The 16,364-nt window shown below is 71.3% G+C and carries 11 protein-coding genes and 1 pseudogene; 6 read left to right on the top strand and 6 right to left on the bottom strand.

The annotated features are described in order from the left end of the window. The first annotated feature begins 2 nt into the window (after positions 1-2). From EUA94_RS11185 to EUA94_RS11170, 4 genes are all read left to right on the top strand, one after another. On the top strand, positions 3-491 hold the full coding sequence (locus tag EUA94_RS11185) for a nucleoside deaminase (protein ID WP_129426967.1): 489 nt from the start codon (positions 3-5) through the stop codon (positions 489-491). Positions 492-556: 65 nt separating this feature from the next. Continuing rightward, positions 557-967 carry an NAD(+)--rifampin ADP-ribosyltransferase gene (gene arr / locus EUA94_RS11180; RefSeq protein ID WP_129426966.1) on the top strand — a complete coding sequence of 137 codons (411 nt, stop codon included), beginning with the start codon at positions 557-559 and terminating at the stop codon, positions 965-967. 83 nt (positions 968-1,050) lie between these two features. Next, a complete protein-coding gene (locus tag EUA94_RS11175) occupies positions 1,051-5,577 on the top strand; it encodes an ATP-dependent helicase (RefSeq protein ID WP_129426965.1) in 4,527 nt (1,508 codons plus the stop codon). Further along, positions 5,570-6,361, top strand: coding sequence for a DNA-formamidopyrimidine glycosylase family protein (locus tag EUA94_RS11170; RefSeq protein ID WP_129426964.1), 792 nt, complete (start codon positions 5,570-5,572; stop codon positions 6,359-6,361). The genes EUA94_RS11175 and EUA94_RS11170 overlap by 8 nt, the downstream gene beginning before the upstream one ends. Position 6,362: 1 nt before the next feature. Here the strand turns inward: EUA94_RS11170 and EUA94_RS11165 are convergent, their stop codons facing one another. Both EUA94_RS11165 and EUA94_RS11160 read right to left on the bottom strand, forming a co-directional pair. After that, a complete protein-coding gene (locus tag EUA94_RS11165) occupies positions 6,363-6,674 on the bottom strand; it encodes a helix-turn-helix domain-containing protein (RefSeq protein ID WP_129426963.1) in 312 nt (103 codons plus the stop codon). Positions 6,675-6,730: 56 nt separating this feature from the next. Continuing rightward, complete coding sequence (locus EUA94_RS11160) at positions 6,731-7,222, bottom strand: CinA family protein (RefSeq protein ID WP_129426962.1); 492 nt, start codon at positions 7,220-7,222, stop codon at positions 6,731-6,733. Between the two features lie 18 nt (positions 7,223-7,240). Here EUA94_RS11160 and EUA94_RS11155 point away from each other — a divergent pair, with 18 nt between their 5' ends. Beyond that, positions 7,241-9,007 carry a glycoside hydrolase family 15 protein gene (locus tag EUA94_RS11155; protein WP_129426961.1) on the top strand — a complete coding sequence of 589 codons (1,767 nt, stop codon included), beginning with the start codon at positions 7,241-7,243 and terminating at the stop codon, positions 9,005-9,007. Between the two features lie 81 nt (positions 9,008-9,088). Here the strand turns inward: EUA94_RS11155 and EUA94_RS11150 are convergent, their stop codons facing one another. The 4 genes from EUA94_RS11150 to rimO all read right to left on the bottom strand — a co-directional run bounded on the left by EUA94_RS11150 (position 9,089) and on the right by rimO (position 15,956). Then, the gene (locus tag EUA94_RS11150; protein WP_207210506.1) at positions 9,089-11,401 is read right to left on the bottom strand and encodes a bifunctional metallophosphatase/5'-nucleotidase; all 2,313 of its coding nucleotides are present in this window, start codon (positions 11,399-11,401) and stop codon (positions 9,089-9,091) included. Positions 11,402-11,641: 240 nt separating this feature from the next. Then, positions 11,642-13,705, bottom strand: a complete 2,064-nt coding sequence (locus EUA94_RS11145) for an ExeM/NucH family extracellular endonuclease (RefSeq protein ID WP_129426959.1) — start codon at positions 13,703-13,705, stop codon at positions 11,642-11,644. A gap of 113 nt (positions 13,706-13,818) precedes the next feature. After that, the gene (gene pgsA / locus EUA94_RS11140) at positions 13,819-14,463 is read right to left on the bottom strand and encodes a CDP-diacylglycerol--glycerol-3-phosphate 3-phosphatidyltransferase (protein ID WP_129426958.1); all 645 of its coding nucleotides are present in this window, start codon (positions 14,461-14,463) and stop codon (positions 13,819-13,821) included. Beyond that, positions 14,460-15,956 carry a 30S ribosomal protein S12 methylthiotransferase RimO gene (gene rimO / locus EUA94_RS11135; RefSeq protein WP_129426957.1) on the bottom strand — a complete coding sequence of 499 codons (1,497 nt, stop codon included), beginning with the start codon at positions 15,954-15,956 and terminating at the stop codon, positions 14,460-14,462. Before rimO ends, pgsA begins: the two co-directional genes overlap by 4 nt. A 142-nt stretch (positions 15,957-16,098) precedes the next feature. Between rimO and EUA94_RS11130 the strand changes: the two are divergent. Next, positions 16,099-16,364 (top strand): annotated as a pseudogene (locus EUA94_RS11130) (hypothetical protein); the annotation flags it as partial.

Raw genomic sequence — 16,364 nt, 5'->3', positions numbered from 1 at the left:
GGATGGACCTCCTCACCCCCGACGACCTCACCCACCTGCGCCGGTGTGTGGACCTCGCCCGCGAGGCGCTCGACGGCGGCGACGAACCGTTCGGGTCACTGCTGGTCGATCCCACCGGCGTCGTGCTGCGCGAGGAGCGCAACACCACCGGCGCGGGCGACCAGACCCGACACCCCGAGCTCGAGCTGGCCCGGTGGGCCGCCGGCCACGTCGCGGAGGACGTACGCCCGACGTGCACCGTCTACACGTCCGGCGAGCACTGCCCGATGTGCTCGGCCGGGCACGCGTGGGTGGGGCTGGGTCGGATCGTGTACGCCGCCTCGACCGCACAGCTGTCTGCATGGAGGTCGGGCTGGGGCCTCCCCGCCGGCCCGGTGCTGGCGCTGTCGATCAACGAGGTGGCCCCGGGCGTTCCTGTTGCAGGCCCGGCATCCTCGCTTGCGGACGAGCTCCGGGAGCTGCACCGCCGCGCGTCCGGGGTCGACGGCTAGTGCGGTGTCCGTGGTGCAGCATCCGAACCACAGACACCGCACAAAGCCCGTCCTAGGCTGGGACGGTGAGTGACGCGCTCGACAACGGACCGTTCTTCCACGGCACCAAGGCCGACCTGCTGGTCGGCGAGCTGCTCACCGCGGGCTTCCGGTCCAACTACCGGCCCGAGGTGGTGATGAACCACATCTACTTCACGGCCCTGGCCGACGGCGCCGGCCTCGCCGCCGAGCTCGCCGCAGGCGAGCGAGAGCCGCGCGTGTACGAGGTCCAGCCGGTCGGCGCGTACGAGAACGACCCGAACGTGACCGACAAGAAGTTCCCCGGCAATCCCACGCGGTCCTACCGCAGCACCGAGCCGCTCCGGGTGGTTGCCGAGGTCGAGGACTGGACGCGCCTCAGTCCCGAGGCGCTGCAGGCGTGGCGCGACCGGATCGCGGTCCTCCGCGCGGACGAGCGCGGCGAGATCATCAACTGATCGGTCCTTGTCCGACTCCGCTGAACGCCGGACGTCCTTCAGGGCGAGCCCCGATGTCGCACCTCGGTGACAGACTGCACAGCATGTCCGCCCTCGACCGCTTCAGCGCGCCCACGCGGGAGTGGTTCACGGCGTCGTTCGCGCAGGCCACGCCGGCCCAGGAGGGCGCGTGGACGAGCATCGCCGAGGGCAAGAACGCGCTGGTCGTCGCACCCACCGGCAGCGGCAAGACGCTGAGCGCCTTCCTCCACGCGATCGACCGACTCATGAGCAGTGAGAAGCCCGAGGACAAGTCACGGCGCACCCGCGTCCTCTACATCTCCCCGCTCAAGGCGCTCGGCGTCGACGTCGAGCGCAACCTGCGCGCTCCCCTCACCGGCATCCGCCACACTGCGGAGCGGCTCGAGACCACGGTCCCCGAGGTGACGGTGGGACTGCGGTCCGGCGACACCAGCCCGGCCGACCGGCGCAAGCTCGGCACCACGCCGCCCGACATCCTCATCACCACGCCCGAGTCGCTCTTCCTGATGCTGACCAGCCAGGCGCGCGAGACGCTGCGCAGCGTCGACACCGTCATCATCGACGAGGTCCACGCCGTCGCCGGCACGAAGCGCGGCGCGCACCTAGCGATCAGCCTCGAGCGCCTCGACTCGCTCCTCGACAAGCCTGCGCAGCGCATCGGGCTCAGCGCGACCGTGCGTCCCCTCGACGAGGTGGCGCGATTCCTCGGTGGCGCGCAGCCGGTCGAGATCGTGTCGCCGCCCAGCACCAAGGAGTGGGACCTCCGGGTGGTGGTGCCGGTCGAGGACATGACGATGCCGGAGGAGTACGACGAGACGTCGGGCGATCCCGGCCGGTCGACGAGCATCTGGCCCCACGTCGAGGAGCACGTGGTCGACCTCGTCGAGCGGCACCGCTCGACGATCGTCTTCGCCAACTCCCGCCGCCTGGCGGAGCGCCTCACCGCCCGGCTCAACGAGATCGCCACGACGCGGGCCGAGGAGCGCGACGCACAGGACTCGGGGCCGAAGTCCCAGCAGCCACCCGCGCAGATCATGGCCCAGTCGGGGCAGAGCAGCGGCGCCGGGACGATCATCGCCAAGGCCCACCACGGCTCGGTCTCCAAGGAGCAGCGCGCGATCATCGAGGACGACCTCAAGCGCGGCCGCCTGCCCGCCGTGGTCGCGACGAGCAGCCTCGAGCTCGGCATCGACATGGGCGCGGTCGACCTGGTCATCCAGATCGAGTCGCCGCCGAGCGTCGCCAGCGCCCTGCAGCGCGTGGGCCGCGCCGGTCACCAGGTGGGCGAGGTGAGTCGTGGCGTCCTCTTCCCCAAGCACCGCGGCGACCTGGCGCAGACGGCCGTGTCGGTCGAGCGGATGCGCAGCGGCGCGATCGAGAAGCTCTCCGTCCCGGCCAACCCCCTCGACGTTCTGGCCCAGCAGGTCGTGGCGATGCTCGCCATGGACGAGTGGGACGTCGACGAGATGTTCGCGCTGATGACCCGCGCGGCGTCGTACGCCCAGCTCCCCCGCGGCGCCTACGACGCCACCCTCGACCTGCTGAGCGGGCGCTACCCCAGCGACGAGTTCGCCGAGCTGCGCCCGCGCATCGTCTGGGACCGCGTCACCGGCACCCTCAGCGGCCGTCCGGGCGCCCAGCGGCTCGCCGTCACCAGCGGTGGAACCATCCCCGACCGTGGGCTCTTCGGCGTCTTCCTCGTCGGCGAGAAGGCCAGCCGGGTCGGCGAGCTCGACGAGGAGATGGTCTACGAGTCGCGCGTCGGCGACATCTTCGCCCTCGGCGCCACCAGCTGGCGTATCGAGGACATCACCCACGATCGCGTGCTCGTCACGCCCGCGCCAGGCATCCCCGGCCGGCTGCCGTTCTGGAAGGGCGACGCCCTCGGCCGGCCCGCCGAGCTCGGCGCCGCCGTCGGAGCCTTCACCCGCGAGCTCGCCGCGGTTTCACCGGCGAAGGCCATTGCGAGCGTGCGCGAGCGCGGGCTCGACGCCAACGCCGCCACCAACCTCGTCACCTACATCACCGAGCAGCGCGAGGCGACGCAGGTCGTCCCGCACGACACCCAGATCGTCGTCGAGCGGTTCCGCGACGAGCTCGGCGACTGGCGCCTCGTCGTCCACTCCCCCTACGGCACCCCCGTCCACGCCCCCTGGGCGCTCGCGATCAACGCGCGGATGCGGGAGCGCTACGACATCGACGGCCAGGCCGTGGCCTCCGACGACGGCATCGTCATCCGGATCCCCGACACCGACGCCGAGCCGCCCACGGGCGAGGTCATCGTCTTCGAGCCCGACGAGATCGAGCAGCTCGTCACGCAGGAGGTCGGCGGGTCGGCGCTCTTCGCCAGCCGCTTCCGCGAGTGCGCCGCCCGCGCGCTGCTGCTCCCTCGTCGCGACCCCGGCCGGCGCAGTCCGCTGTGGCAGCAGCGCCAGCGCAGCGCGCAGCTGCTCCAGGTCGCCGCGCAGTACCCCTCCTTCCCCATCGTCCTCGAGGCCGTGCGCGAGTGCCTCCAGGACGTGTACGACCTCCCCGCGCTCGTCGCCCTGCTCGGCCGCGTCCAGCGTCGCGAGGTCACCGTCGTCGACGTCGCCACCACCTCGCCCAGCCCGTTCGCCCGCAGCCTGCTCTTCGGCTATGTCGCCCAGTTCGTCTACGAGGGCGACTCCCCCATCGCCGAGCGTCGCGCAGCTGCGCTGTCGCTCGACCAGGGCCTGCTCGCCGAGCTGCTCGGTCGCGCCGAGCTCCGCGAGCTGCTCGACCCCGAGGTGCTCGCCGAGGTCGAGGCCGAACTGCAGTGGCTCGCGCCCGACCGGCGTGCCCGCAACGCCGAGGGCGTCGCCGACCTGCTGCGCCTCGTCGGACCGCTGTCGGTCGCCGAGATCGCCGAGCGCAGCGTCGACGGCGCGGATGTCGCCGAGTGGTTGTCGCTGCTCGACCGGCGGGTGCTCCCCGTGCGGATGGCCGGCGAGGACCGCTGGACCGCCATCGAGGACATCGGTCGGCTGCGTGACGGGCTCGGCGTACCCGTCCCGGTCGGCACCCCCGACGCCTTCCTCGAGCTGCCCGAGGACCCGCTCGGCGACCTCGTGTCCCGCTACGCCCGCAGCCACGGCCCGTTCACCACCGCCGAGGTCGCGAGCCGCCTCGGTCTCGGCGAAGCCGTCGCCCGCCAGACCCTGCAGCGGCTCGCGCACCGCGGCCGCGTGCTCGACGGCGAGTTCCGCCCGTCGGGCTCCGGCACCGAGTGGTGCGACGCCGAGGTGCTCCGCAAGCTCCGTCGTCGCTCGCTCGCGCGGCTGCGCCAAGAGATCGAGCCGGTCACCCACGACGCAGTCGCCCGCTTCCTGCCGGCCTGGCAGAAGGTCGGCGGCGCCCTGCGGGGCCTCGACGGCGTCATTGCCGCGATCGACCAGCTCGCGGGGTGTCCCGTGCCCGCCAGCGCCCTGGAGCCGCTGGTGCTCGCCTCCCGCGTCCGCGACTACGAGCCCTCGATGCTCGACGAGCTCACCGCCTCGGGCGAGGTCATCTGGGTCGGCCACGCGCCGCTCCCCGGCAGCGACGGCTGGGTCAGCCTCCACCTCGCCGACCAGGCCCACCTCACCCTCCCCGAGGTCGAGTCAGACGAGCCGAGCGGCCTCCACCGCGCCGTGCTCGACGCCCTCGAACCCGGTGGCGCCTGGTTCTTCCGCCAGCTCTCCGACCGGGTCGGCTCCACCACTGATGCCGAGCTCAGCAGCGCCCTGTGGGAGCTGGTCTGGCGCGGCCTCGTCACCAACGACACCCTCGCTCCCCTCCGCGCCCTGGTCCGCAGCGGGACGCCGTCGCACCGCACCCGTCGTACGCCGCCACGGCTCGGCAGGTCAACCGGCGGCCGGATGCCCGTACGCACCGGCCCGCCCGAGACGGCCGGACGGTGGGCGGTCCTGCCCGAGCGCGACGGTGACCCGACCCGCCGCGCCCACGCCCGCGCCGAGCACCTGCTCGAGCGGCACGGCGTGGTGACCCGCGGCGCCGTGGTCAGCGAGCGGGTGGCCGGTGGGTTCGCGGGTGTCTACAAGGTGCTGAGCGCCTTCGAGGACACCGGTCGCTGCCGACGCGGCTACTTCATCGACGGCCTCGGTGCCGCGCAGTTCGGCAGCGCGGGCGCCATCGACCGGCTCCGTACGTTCGCCGAGCCGGAGAGCACCACCGGCGGCAAGCCGACAGTCGTCGCGCTCGCCGCGACTGACCCCGCCAACGTGTTCGGCGCCGCACTGCCGTGGCCCGAGCCGGCCGATGCCGAGCGTGCCGGGCACCGCCCCGGGCGCAAGGCGGGCGCCCTGGTGGTGACGGTCGACGGTGCGCTGACGGTCTACGTCGAGCGCGGTGGGCGCACCCTGCTCACCTGGACCGAGGACCAGGACGTGCTGACGCCTGCGATGTCGGCGCTCGCCGACGCCGCCCGCCGGGGTGCGCTCGGCCGGCTCACCGTCGAGAAGGCCGACGGCCAGGCGCTCATCGGCAGCGGCGGCGAGACCCCGATCCGGCTGGCGCTGTCGGCGGCCGGCTTCATCGCTTCACCGAAGGGACTGAGGCTGCGTGCCTGAGGGCGACACCGTCTACCGAGCCGCAGCCAAGCTCGACCGTGCCCTGACCGGGCACAGGCTCACCGTCACCGACTTCCGCGTGCCGTCCTTCGCGACGGTCGACCTGACCGGCGGCACCGTCATCCGTACGCTCTCGCGCGGCAAGCACATCCTCACCCGCATCGACCACGAGCGCGCCTGGACGATCCACACCCACCTCAAGATGGAGGGCTCGTGGCACGTCTACCCGGACGGCGAGCGGTGGCGGCGGCCCGACAGCCAAGTCCGGCTGCTGCTCGGCATCGAGGGCCGGCGGGCGGTCGGCTTCCAGCTCGGCATCGTCGAGCTGGTCCCCCGCGACGCGGAGGCCGACCTGGTCGCCCACCTCGGCCCCGACCTGCTCGGGCCGGACTGGGACGAGGCCCGCGCGCTGGCCAACCTCCGCGACGAGCCCGCGCGCCCGGTCGGGCAGGCGCTGCTCGACCAGCGCAACCTGGCGGGTGTCGGCAACATGTACATGGCCGAGCTCTGCTTCACCAGCGGGGTCAACCCCGCGACGGGCGTGGGCCGCGTGCCCGACCTCACCCGGCTCGTACGACGGGCGAAGCAGATGCTCGAGCTCAACAAGGACCGTGCGATCCAGTCCACCACCGGCAACCTGCGCGAGCGCGAGCGCATGTGGGTCTACCGCCGCGACACCTCGCCGTGCCGCCGCTGCGGCACGCCGATCCTGGTGACCATGCTCGGCGAGCCGGGCCGCGAGCGCGCGGCCTACTGGTGCCCCAGCTGCCAGCCGGAGAGATAGCTCAGGCGGCGGAGGCCACGACGTCGCCGCTGGGGCGTCCCGCCGAGATGGGCGTGGTCGCCACGATGCCGATGGCCAGCTCCTCGATCGCTACCGCGTCGGCGACGTCACGGAGCACGTCGGAGAGCGGCAGGTCCATCGCCTCGCACAGCGACGCGAGCAGCTCGGAGGACGCTTCCTTCTGTCCCCGCTCGATCTCCGAGATGTAGCCCAGGCTGACCCGGGCCTCGGCCGAGAGCTCTCGCAGGGTCATCCCGCGCTGCATCCGGGCGCTGCGCAGCACGTCGCCGAGCAGTCGTCGGAAGATCACCATGCGCGAGGTCCTTGCTCTGGGAGAGGGCTCTGTCGAGGAAGTCGTCTGCCCCAACGCTACCCGAGGCCCGGTTCTTCCCGCAGGAGGTCCTGCAGGAGGGACAGCGCGGCCTCGCAGGTGGCCTCGCGGATCGCCCGCCGATCGCCGGTGAGGGCCAGCAACCGCGCCGCCACGTGATCAGGTTCGGCCACGGCCACCCACACGGTCCCGACGGGCTGTCCGTCCTGCATGTCCGGTCCAGCGACACCCGTCGTGGCCACGCCCCAGGTGGCGTCGAGCCGTCCGCGTACGCCGCGTGCCATCGCGACCGCGCACTCCTCCGACACCACGCCGTGCCGCTCGACGAGGTCGGGTGGCACGTCGAGCACCGACACCTTCACCCGCGTCGCGTACGACACCACGCCGCCCACGAAGCTGCGCGACGCACCGGGCACGTCGGTCAGCAGGGAGGACAGCAGCCCGCCCGTCAGCGACTCGGCAGTCGCGACGGTCTCGCCGCGCGCGACCAGTGCGTCGAGCACGCGCGCCGCGGACACCTCTGACCACACGTCGGCGAGACTAACCGCATGGCACTCCCCATCGAGGACTACGCGCTCATCGGCGACCGAGGCACCGCGGCGCTGGTCGGCAAGGACGGTTCGATCGACTGGTTGTGCCTGCCCCGCTTCGACTCCCCTGCCTGCTTCGCCGCACTGCTCGGCACCGAGGACAACGGCCGGTGGCTGCTGGCACCGGCCGACGAGGTCGAGTCCACGAACCGGAGGTACGTCGACGGCACGGCGCTGCTCGAGACGACGTTCACCACGGCCGGGGGCGAGGTCGTGCTGCTCGACCTGATGCCCACCGGCGACGGGCGCGCGGACGTCGTACGCCGCCTCACCTGCATGCGCGGCACGGTGCGGATCCGCCACGACTGGGTGGTGCGCACCGACTACGGCCGGATCCGGCCGTGGGTGACCCGCGAGCACGCCCACGGCAACGACCTCATCGTGGCGGTCGCCGGACCCGACAAGCTGATCCTGCGTGGTCCGCGCCTCCCCCGCGCCGTCGGCGGTCACCACACCGACGAGTTCGAGATGAGCGAGGGAGACGAGGTCACCTTCTCCACGACCTGGGTCCGCTCGTGGCGCGACATCCCCGAGCCGCTCGGCTTCGACGAGCGCATCGCCGCCACCATTGACGCCCAGCGTGAGTGGTCGGCGCAGTCCCCCGACGACGTGCCGCACGCCGACATGGTCCGCCGCAGCCTGCTCACCCTCCTGCTGATGACCCACGAGGAGACCGGCGGAATCGTCGCGGCGCCGACGACGTCCCTGCCCGAGGACTTCGGCGGCGAGCGCAACTGGGACTACCGCTTCTGCTGGCTCCGCGACGCTGCTCTCACCCTCGAGTCGCTGCTGAGCGCGGGGTACGAGGACGAGGCCTTCCACTGGCGTCAGTGGCTGCTCCGTGCCGTGGCCGGCGACCCCGCGGACCTGCAGATCATGTACACCGTCGACGGCGGACGCCAGCTGCCCGAGCTGGTGGTGGAGCACCTGCCGGGGTACGCCGACAGCCGCCCCGTCCGCATCGGCAACGGCGCGGTCTCGCAGCGGCAGAACGACGTCCTCGGCGAGGTGATGATCGCGCTCGAGCTGGCCCGGCAGGCCGGCCTCGACGAGACCCGCAATTCCTGGTCGCTGCAGCGGGCGCTCGTCGAGGAGCTCGCCGACCACTGGGACGAGCCCGACAACGGGCTCTGGGAGATCCGCGGCCCGCAGCGGCACTTCACCCATTCCCGCGTCATGGTGTGGGTCGCCTTCGACCGGGCCGTCAAGGCCGTCGAGGACCACGGCCTGGAGGGACCGGTCGACCGCTGGCGCGAGCTGCGCGACCGGGTCCGCGAGGAGGTCCTCGACAAGGGCTTCGACTCCGAACGCAGCACCTTCACCCAGCACTACGACACCCGCGAGGTGGACGCCTCGCTGCTCACGATTTCGCTCGTCGGCTTCCTCCCCGGCGACGACCCGCGGGTGCTCGGCACCATCGACGCCATCACCGGCGACCTCATGTCCGACGGCCTGCTCCTGCGCTACCGCACCGAGACGGGCGTCGACGGCCTGGCCGGCGACGAGCACCCGTTCCTGGCCTGCTCGTTCTGGCTGGTCTCGGCCCTCGCCGCCGCCGGTCGCCGCGACGAGGCCGCCGAGCTGATGGACCGGCTGTGCGGGCTGGCCAACGACGTCGGCCTGCTGTCCGAGGAGTACGACCCTGCGCACGGGCGGATGGTCGGCAACTTCCCCCAGGCGTTCAGCCACCTGACGCTGGTGCAGGCGGCGCTCGCGCTGCGCTGACCGGCCACGCCCCCCGCACGGCCGGAGGCCCGGTCATCGCGGACGATGACCGGGCCTCCGGGTGTGCTGTTCAGGTGTGCCTCAGCCGCGGCGCACCATGATCTTCACGACCTGCTTCGTGCCGCGGATCTTGCGGTTGCCCAGGTAGGACACCACGATCTTCTTCTTGCCGGTCTTGGCGAATGCGTCGAGACGCAGGACCGCCTTGCCCTTCGTGAGCTTGAGCTTGTAGACCTGCCCGGCGACCTTGACCTTGATCTTGCCCGTCACCTTCGAGATGCCGAGCGCGGACGCCTTGATCTTGACCTTGGTGCGGGTCTCGCCCCGGACGATGCGACCGGGCTTGGTGGTGACGTCGAGGACACCCTTGGCCTTGCGCACGTCGATCGGCAGCGAGAACGTCGTGCCGGTCGTGGGACCGGTGAACGTGAGCAGCTGCTTGCCCGTACGGGTCTTGCCCTTCAGCTTGACCGACACCGCGCTCGTGCCGGCCTCGTCGAACGGCGTCGTGGTGAGCGTGTTGTCGACCGGGGTCGGGTTGAGAGTGCGGTCGCCGACCTTGATGTTCAGCACGGAGTCACGCGCGTCGGCGGGCGAGGTCATCGCCAGCGAGGACAGCGAGAGCTTGACGTCCTGGCCGATCCGGTAGAAGCGCGGCGCGTCGGCCGGCCACGTGATGCCGACCTGGCGCTGCTCCTTGTTCACCGCGAGCGGGGTCGTCGCAGCCTTGCTCGCCATGTAGTCGACCATGGCCTGCAGGTCCACCTTGCCGGTGTCGCGCTTGCCCGTGCCGGTGCTGAAGCCGCGGAAGTTGTCGCCGCCGCTGGCCAGGAACGAGTTGACCGTCACGGAGTACGCCGTGGCGGGCTCGATGGCCTTGCCGTTGAGCCACATGCTGGTGACGCGGCTGCCCTCGGCCTTCGTGGGGTCGTAGGTAGCGAAGAAGCCCTCCGAGACACCCAGGCGGAGGAACGGACGCGTCGGGACGACGCCCTTGTCGTCACGCTGCCACTGCTGCTCGAGCACCGTCTTGATCTGCGCGCCGGTCAGCTTCATGTTGACCAGCGTGTTGGCGAACGGCTGGACGACCGCGGCCTGCTTGTAGGTCAGGTTGGCGGGGTAGCCGCCGGCCGCACCAGCCATGTCGGCGCGGAGGCCGCCGGGGTTCATGAAGGCGATCTGCGCGGTGCCGGCCTCCGGCGTGGACGTCGCCCAGCGCTGGACCTCCGCGACGAGGTTGCCGAGGGTGGACTCGCCACCTCGGTTCTCGGAGCCGTCCGCGACCTTGGCGCGGTTGAAGGGACCGGCGATCTTGCCGAGCACCCGGGCGCCGAGGACGTCTGCCTTGGCGAAGGCGGCGTCAACGATGGCCTTGGTGTTGGCGTCGACCGGGTAGAGCGGCGGGGTCGCCTTGGGACCATTGACGCTGCCGTCGGCGTTGCGGTCCGGGTCGGGACCGAAGAGCGCCAAGGTCGTCTGCGACTTGACCGCCACCGTCGAGTTGTTGGTGGTGTTGTTGTCGTCGGGGTCGGTGACGGTGAAGACGAGCTGGTTGAGGTTCGCACCGTACTGACCGGCGGAGACGACAGGGCGTCCACCGATGGTGTGGTTGTACGACAGGTGGGTGTGACCAGAGACGATCGCGTTGACGTCGGAGTCCACCCCCTTGACGATCCGACCGAAGGCCGAGTCGTCCGTGGCCGAAGAGATGTCGCGCGTGGCGGCGCCCTCGTGCACCAGCATGACAACGAGGTCTGCACCCTGCGCCTTGAGGGCGTCAGCAGCGGCGTTGGTCTCCGCGATGATGCTCGAGACCTTGATGTCGGCGATGCCGGCGGGGCTGACGAGCGACGGCAGGTCCTCGGTGACCGCACCGATGAACCCGACGTCCACGCCACCGGTAGTGGTCGTCATCCAGGTGCCGCCGTCCGAGGTGCCGGGTGAGGCCGCGACGTCGGGCAGGGCGTAGGAGTTGTCGGAGCGCTTGCGCACGTTGGCCGCGAGGTACTGCCAGGTGGCGCCGCCCTCGGGGTTGCTGGTCGCGTCGTAGGGCTTCATGACCCGGTTCACCAGGTCGGCGTAGCCGGCGTCGAACTCGTGGTTGCCTGCCGCCGAGACGGCGAGCCCGGCCTCGTTGAGCACGTCGAGGGTGGGCTTGTCGTGCTGGATGAACGACTCGAAGGTCGAGGCGCCGATCATGTCGCCGCCGGCGGCGAAGATCGTGTTGGGGTTCGCGCCGCGCAGCTGCTTCACCGCACCGGCCATGACCGACGCGATCTCGATCGGCTCGGGGTTGTTCGAGCCGGTCGGGCGGTCTGCGAGTCGCCCGTGGAAGTCGTTGGTCGCGAGGATCTGGACGTCGACAGACGTCGCTGCCTGCGCCGGTGCAGCCACGGCTACGACGGCAAGGGGGGCTGCGAGGAGCCCCGTCAGCGAGGTCGCGACGGCAAGTCGGCGACCGGATCGTGAAGCTGGCACGAGTGGCCTTTCGTCAGGGGGGTGGTGTGAGTCGGGTCACCCTAACCCTTGGCCTTTACCTCGCGGCAGAGGGAGTGCCTCGCACGGGTGAACGGCCCGGCCACCCCGTGCGGGGTGACCGGGCCGTCGTGCTCCGCGGTGGATCAGATGTACGTCCTACCGGTTCCGGGGTCCTGGGATCGACCCCTGTCGGCTGAGGCCGAGGAGGACCGGGTCGTGGTCGGACGAGCGGTACGGCCCGGCCGCGTGGAAGTCGGTGCCGTGGTAGTTGAACCGGCTGTACTCCAGCGCCAGTGACTCCCCGCCATTGATGTTCCAGATGTCGGTACCCGTCGAGCGCCGCAACGCCGACCTGTTGACGAGGATGTGGTCCAGCGAACCGGACAGGCCTGAGAACGAGTAGGAGTACTCGCCGTTGCCGAACTCCTGCTCGACGTTGGTGTAGCCGGCGCTGTACAGGATCCGCAGCGGGTCCTCCATGGCGTACGAGTTGAAGTCACCGGCCAGGACCACCGAGTCGACCTCCATCGCGGCCTGCAGCGACGCGACCCAGTCACGCAGGGCGGCGGCCTGCAGCTTGCGCGAGCCGTTGGACGCGCCCTGGCCGTCACCCGCGTCGGCGTCGCCCGGGTTGGGACCAGCGGACCCCTTCGACTTGAAGTGGTTGACCACGAACAGGAAGGGCTTCCCACCCTCGTCGGGCTTGAAGACCTGTCCCAGCGGCTCGCGCGCGTTGTCGAACGCCTCCCCCGCGTCGCTCAGGTTGCCGAGTGCGCGCGATCGGCCGACACGGTCGACACTGGCCGGCTGGTAGATGACTGCGTTGGTGATGACGTCCATGCCGCCGGCCGGAAGATCCGTCGAGGACGGGTTCGCCGCCCAGGTGCCGGCACCCGCCTGCGCGTTGAGCGCGGCCACCAGGGTGTTGGTCGCCTCGTCGGGCGTCTCGCCGAGCGTCCTGGAGTTCTCGATCTCCATCAGCCCGAGGACGTCCGCGTCGAGCGCGTTGATCGCCGAGACGATCTTGGACTGCTGGCGCTCGAGGTCCCGGGGATCCCAGGCGCCGCGCTGGTCGCAGCCGCTGTTGACGGAATTGCCGTCGCCGTCGCGGTCGCGGAACGGGGTGCATCCGCCATCGCCGACGTTGTCGTCGTTCGCGTCACCCAGCGTGGTGAAGTAGTTGAGCACGTTGAACGACGCGACCTTGAGGTCGGCCCGGCCGACCTCGTTGATCAGGGCCTCGTCGGGCGCAGCCGTGCGGGTGTTCTCGAACGTCGCAGGAGCGCCGGCGTTGCCGGGGCCGACCACGGTCGTCAGCGGCTGGAAGCGGTACGTCGGCGAGGCGGGCACGCCGCCCTCCGTGAAGATCACGTCGCTGGTGAAGGTTGCCTTTGCGCCGACGATCACCGGCGCCGTGGTGGAGATGTACGGCGGCGTGAGGGCGCCGTTCGACAGGCACGGCGTGGGGCGGCTGCCGCACACCGACGGGTTCGTCGACGTGGCCAGGAAGTTGGTCGAGGCGCCGTCGTCCAGGACGACTCCCCGGGCCAGGTTGTCCGCCTCGGTCGGGCTCGACGCGGCCGGGCCAGGCAGCTCGACCTCGGTGCGCTGGATGAGCGGCTGGGAACCCTGCGCGAGTCCTACCTCGCCGAAGTTGTTCGTGGAGAACGTGTTGGACACGGTGAAGTCGCCGGTCGGGCGATATCGCATGCCTTCGAGCGACTCCTTCGCGGCGGCAGACCGGGGCCAGGTCGCCGTGGTGGTCGTGACCACCGGCGGGACGGTGTCGCCCAGCACCGTGATGCCGGCGGGCGCGACGTTGACCTGGGTCGCGCCGGCGAACTCCGACACGGTGCCCGTGACCTCGACGTAGGTGCCCGGGGTCGTCGCGACGCTGCCGGTCGTCTGCCGCACGAACAGGCCGTCCGATGCCGTGTGGGTTCCCAGGTCGATGTTCGCCGCGCCCGTGCCGGGCGTCTGGATGTTGAACCCGAAGAAGCCCCCGCTCGGGTACGCGGCGGTGACGATCCCACGGGTCGTGACGGTGGTGCCGACGAGAGGTGACGCCGGTCCTGTGCCCTGGACCTGGGCGATGGGGATGGCTGCCGCAGCTGCAGCGGGCGAGGCCAGGGTGGCAGCGAGCGGGGTGGCGACGAGGGCGGCGACCAGTGTGCTGGCCAGGCCTCTGCGACGCCGCGAGGCGAGCGCGGATGAGCGCATGTGAACTCCGAGGGTTCAGGGGACGTGACCGAGGCATCATCACCCACGGCTCGCGCTGTGCCCACCCCTGCCCCGTGAACCCGGCGTGGCCGCTCCGCGAACTCTCCGTGGGGTCAGCCCACGCGCGGACGCTGCTTGCGGACCTCTCGGACGAACTCCCAGCCGGACCACATCGTCATGACGACGGCGGCGGCGAGCGCGACCTGGCTGATGTAGAACAGCACCTCGCCGAGCGGGCCGGGCCAGAAGTCGAAGGCCCCGCCGTGGGCGTCGCCGTGCGGCAGCGGCCAGGTCAGACCGGCGAGCGCGAAGGCCTGGAGAACGGTCTTGATCTTGCCGCTCATCGCGGCCGGGATGACGACCGACTTGAGGACCGACAGCCGCAGCAGGGTCACGCCCCACTCGCGCAGCAGCACGACGATCGTGACCCACCACCAGATGTCGCCCACGAGCGAGAGGCCGATGAAGGCCATGCCGGTAATCGCCTTGTCCGCGATCGGGTCGGCGATCTTGCCGAAGTCCGTGATGAGGTCGTGCTTGCGGGCGAGGTCGCCGTCGATCTTGTCGGTGATCATCGCGACGGCGAACAGGGCGAACGCCACCCAGCGCCAGAGCGGGTCGTCGCCGCCGTCGTGCAGCAGCGCCCAGCCGAAGAGCGGCACCATCGCGATGCGCAGCACCGTCAGCACGTTGGCGATGTTCCAGTTCGAGACCTGGCGCGGCTCCGTGCTGGTCGGCTCGCTGATCGGGTCGGTCATCCGGTCGCTCCGTCCACTCGCGCGATCAGGTCGACGCCGTCGGTCCCGACGACGGTGGCAGCCAGCAGGTCGCCGACGCGAGCGTCACCGGCGCCGGTGAGCGACGTCGTACCGTCGACCTCAGGCCCCTGGTGTGCGGCGCGCCCCTCGACGGTGCCGTCCTCGACGGACTCCACGAGCACGACCACCTGCTCGCCGACGCGCTCCTCGGCCCGCTGGGCGTTGAGCTCCTCGACGAGCGCGGTCACGTGCTCGGTGCGGGCGCGGATCTCGTCCTCGTCGAGCTTGAGGTCGTCGGCGAAGGCGGCGGCCTCGGTGCCGTCCTCGTCGGAGTAGCCGAAGACGCCGGTGACGTCCATCCGGGCGGCCTCGAGGAAGTCGCACAGGGTCTGCAGGTCCTCGTCGGTCTCGCCGGGGAAGCCGACGATGACGTTGGACCGTACGCCGGCCAGTGGGGCCTGCGACCGGATCCGCTCGAGCAGGTCGAGGAAGCTCTCGGGGTCGCCGAAGCGCCGCATCCGGCGCAGCACCGTGGCGCTCGCGTGCTGGAAGGACAGGTCGAAGTAGGGCACGACGCCGGGGGTGTCGGCGATGGCCTCGATCAGGCCTGGACGCGTCTCGGCGGGCTGGAGGTAGGAGACGCGTACGCGCTCGATGCCGTCGATGCCGGACAGCTCGGGCAACAGCGTCTCGAGGAGCCGCAGGTCGCCGAGGTCCTTGCCGTAGGACGTGGAGTTCTCGCTGACGAGGAAGAGCTCCTTGACGCCCTGCGTGGCCAGCCACTGGCCCTCCTGGAGGACGTCGCTCGGCCGACGGCTGACGAACGAGCCGCGGAAGCTCGGGATCGCACAGAACGAGCATCGGCGGTCGCAGCCGCTGGCGAGCTTGAGCGGTGCCATCGGGCCGGCGTCGAGGCGACGGCGTACGGCACGGGGTCCGGTCGCCGGTGCGCCGGCACCGATGTCGGTCACGTCCGCGACCTCGACCTGGTGGCCCGGCACCGAGATGGTGGAGGCGTCGCGCTCGGTCGGCGTGATCGGGAGCAACCGGCGCCGGTCGGACGGCGTGTGCGGGTGGTGCACCTCGCCTCCGACGATCGCGCGCAGCTTGGCCGCGATGTCGGGGTAGTCGTCGAAGCCGAGCACAGCATCGGCCTCGGGCAGCGACTCGGCGAGGTCCTTGCCGTAGCGCTCGGCGAGGCAGCCGACTGCGACGACAGCCTTCGCCCGGCCACCGTGCTCCACCTTCAGGTCCGCAGCCTGGAGCAGGGTGTCGACGGAGTCCTTCTTGGCCGCCTCGACGAAACCGCAGGTGTTGACCACCACGGTGTCGGCGTCCTCGGCGTCGGCGACCAGCACGAAGCCACCCGCCTCCAGGCGCCCGGCCAGCTCCTCGGAGTCGACCTCGTTGCGCGCGCAACCGAGCGTGACGACCGCGACCTGGAGCGGCGCGGGAGTCTCGACGGCGGGGGTCTCGGATTCGGTGGTGGTCATCGCACCGTGAGTATGCCGGTTCGCCGTGTGCGGACCCGCAACGACGGTGCGGTGAGCAGCCTCACCCGGCGCCTGCGAACCTCTCCACAGGTCCCGTTCCGGTCGTGGCCGACTGTCGGTGGGCTTCCGTAAGATCGAACACATGATCGACACGCTGCAGCAGGTTCAGGAGGTAGGTGAGGTCGAGGACCTCACCGCCTCCGAGCTGCTGTCAGCCCTGCGCGAGCGCCGCGCCACCGAGAACCGCGCAGCCGCCGATCAGCTCGACCTCGCCGCCCGGTGGGCCGACCTCCACCCGCCCGAGTCGATCCACTCTGCGGCGGCGTTCACGGTCCCCGGCTGCGAGCACGAGGAACCCATCGCCGGCGAAGGCTGCCCGCTGGTCGCGGAGTTCTGTGTCGCCGAGCT

Source organism: Nocardioides zhouii (assembly GCF_004137345.1).
In the GTDB taxonomy this organism is placed as follows: Bacteria; Actinomycetota; Actinomycetes; order Propionibacteriales; family Nocardioidaceae; genus Nocardioides; species Nocardioides zhouii.
The sequence above is the reverse complement of the archived record's forward strand: the minus strand, read 5'-3'. Positions and strand labels throughout refer to the sequence as shown.

Coding starts and splice junctions, on each gene's coding strand:
- EUA94_RS11185 (WP_129426967.1), top strand. CDS start 3: ATGGACCTCCTCACCCCCGACGACCTCACCCACCTGCGCCGGTGTGTG.
- EUA94_RS11175 (WP_129426965.1), top strand. CDS start 1,051: ATGTCCGCCCTCGACCGCTTCAGCGCGCCCACGCGGGAGTGGTTCACG.
- EUA94_RS11165 (WP_129426963.1), bottom strand. CDS start 6,674: ATGGTGATCTTCCGACGACTGCTCGGCGACGTGCTGCGCAGCGCCCGG.
- EUA94_RS11155 (WP_129426961.1), top strand. CDS start 7,241: ATGGCACTCCCCATCGAGGACTACGCGCTCATCGGCGACCGAGGCACC.
- EUA94_RS11145 (WP_129426959.1), bottom strand. CDS start 13,705: ATGCGCTCATCCGCGCTCGCCTCGCGGCGTCGCAGAGGCCTGGCCAGC.
- pgsA (WP_129426958.1), bottom strand. CDS start 14,463: ATGACCGACCCGATCAGCGAGCCGACCAGCACGGAGCCGCGCCAGGTC.
- rimO (WP_129426957.1), bottom strand. CDS start 15,956: ATGACCACCACCGAATCCGAGACCCCCGCCGTCGAGACTCCCGCGCCG.